Raw genomic sequence first — 1477 nt, forward strand, 5'->3', positions numbered from 1 at the left:
GGTTTACGCCTGGTTTTGGACGGCCATTCTGCCCTTTGGCAACGTGGCCTGGCGGGTGGAAGTGGGCGAATCCTTCGCGGCAGCCATGGGCTGCGGCTTGCTGGCGCTGATGGTTTCGCGCGGCAGCAGCATGTTGATCGAAGGGGTGGAGGCCATCAAGGGCCTGCCGCGCAAATGGGAAAACGCCATCTGCTCGGTGTCGGGTTTCGTGGCGGGCACGCTGCTGGGGCTGGACATTTTCATGTGGAGCGAGTCGGTGGTGATCAACCGCATTTCCTTGTTCGGCGTGCCGTGGCTGATCGCGGTGCTGGCGTGCATCATGCGGTGGATGTACGCCCCGCAGCAGCGGCGGTACCTATATCTGGCCATGTTTCTCTATGGCTTGTGCATAACGATCCACCAGACGCTGCTGCTGAGTGCCATGGGGCTGGAAGTGGCCATTGCGCTGGCCTCGCCCCGCCTGGGCCGCGACCTGTTCATCGGCAACAGCATCGTGTTTATTATTGGGCTGTTGTGCATGAGTTCCATGCCGGCGCTGCAAAACATGAGCGGCATTGAAAAAAACCTGTTCTACATCGTCGGTATCGGCTCCATCGGTGCCGCAATCTGGCTGGCCATTGAAACCGGGGGCATCTTGACCGAATGGCTGGCGTGCTTTCTCATGCTGATCGCCTGGACTTGCGGCGTGCTGGTTTATTTGTACGAGCCGGTTTCGTGCATGACCGACCCGCCGATGCAATGGGGTTATCCGCGCACCGTGGAAGGCTTCTTCCACGCCCTGGGCCGCGGCCAGTATGAAGCCATTCATGGTTCCAACATCTTTTCCGATCCCAAACATTTTGCCTTCCAGCTCTGGTATATCGCCAAAGGACTGTCCGAGTCATTCAGCCTGGTCTATGTTTTCATCGGCCTGCTGCCCTTCGCGTATCTCTGGAAACTCCACAAGCGCGAACGCTCGTGGATCATCGGCCTGGTGGCCATTTATTTCTGCCTGTCCGTGCTGCTGGTCATCCTCCTTGACGTCTCGCCCGACCGCGCCTCGCAGGACTTGAACAAGGTTTTCTTCACCGCTTCGCACGGCTTGTTTGCCATGATGATCGGCTATGGGCTGACCTTGATGGCGGCATACACGGCCATCCATTACCAAAAGATACGGCTGTGGGGCTTCGTGGTCGCCGCGGTGGCGGTGGTGCTGGCGGTGTACAGTCTGACCGATGTGGCGGGCCAGTTGTATTACGGACCGGCCGGCAAAATCAGCCTGTCCCAACTGCCGCAGCACATTGCCATGGCCTTTGACAAGGACCAATACGCCCTGCCCATTTTCGCAAACCTCATTCTGCTGGCGCTGCCCATTGGTTTGATCTGCGCTTTCCTGGTCTATCGCCGGCGCGGGCCGGTGCTGATCATGCTGAGCCTGTTCTGCGTCATGCCGCTGTGGTCGGGACTCTCCCACTGGTACAAGAGCGAACAGCGCAAC

General features: G+C 59.0%; 1 protein-coding gene. It reads left to right on the forward strand.

Annotation, left to right across the window (positions count from 1 at the left end; all coding sequences use genetic code 11):
• Window positions 1–28: 28 nt before the first annotated feature.
• Window positions 29–1477 (forward strand): protein O-mannosyl-transferase family (locus tag P4L78_RS10575; RefSeq protein WP_309328026.1); only part of this gene is annotated, 1449 nt, incomplete at its 3' end.

The organism is Silvimonas sp., from assembly GCF_031291215.1.
GTDB classification, from domain to species: Bacteria; Pseudomonadota; Gammaproteobacteria; order Burkholderiales; family Chitinibacteraceae; genus Silvimonas; species Silvimonas soli.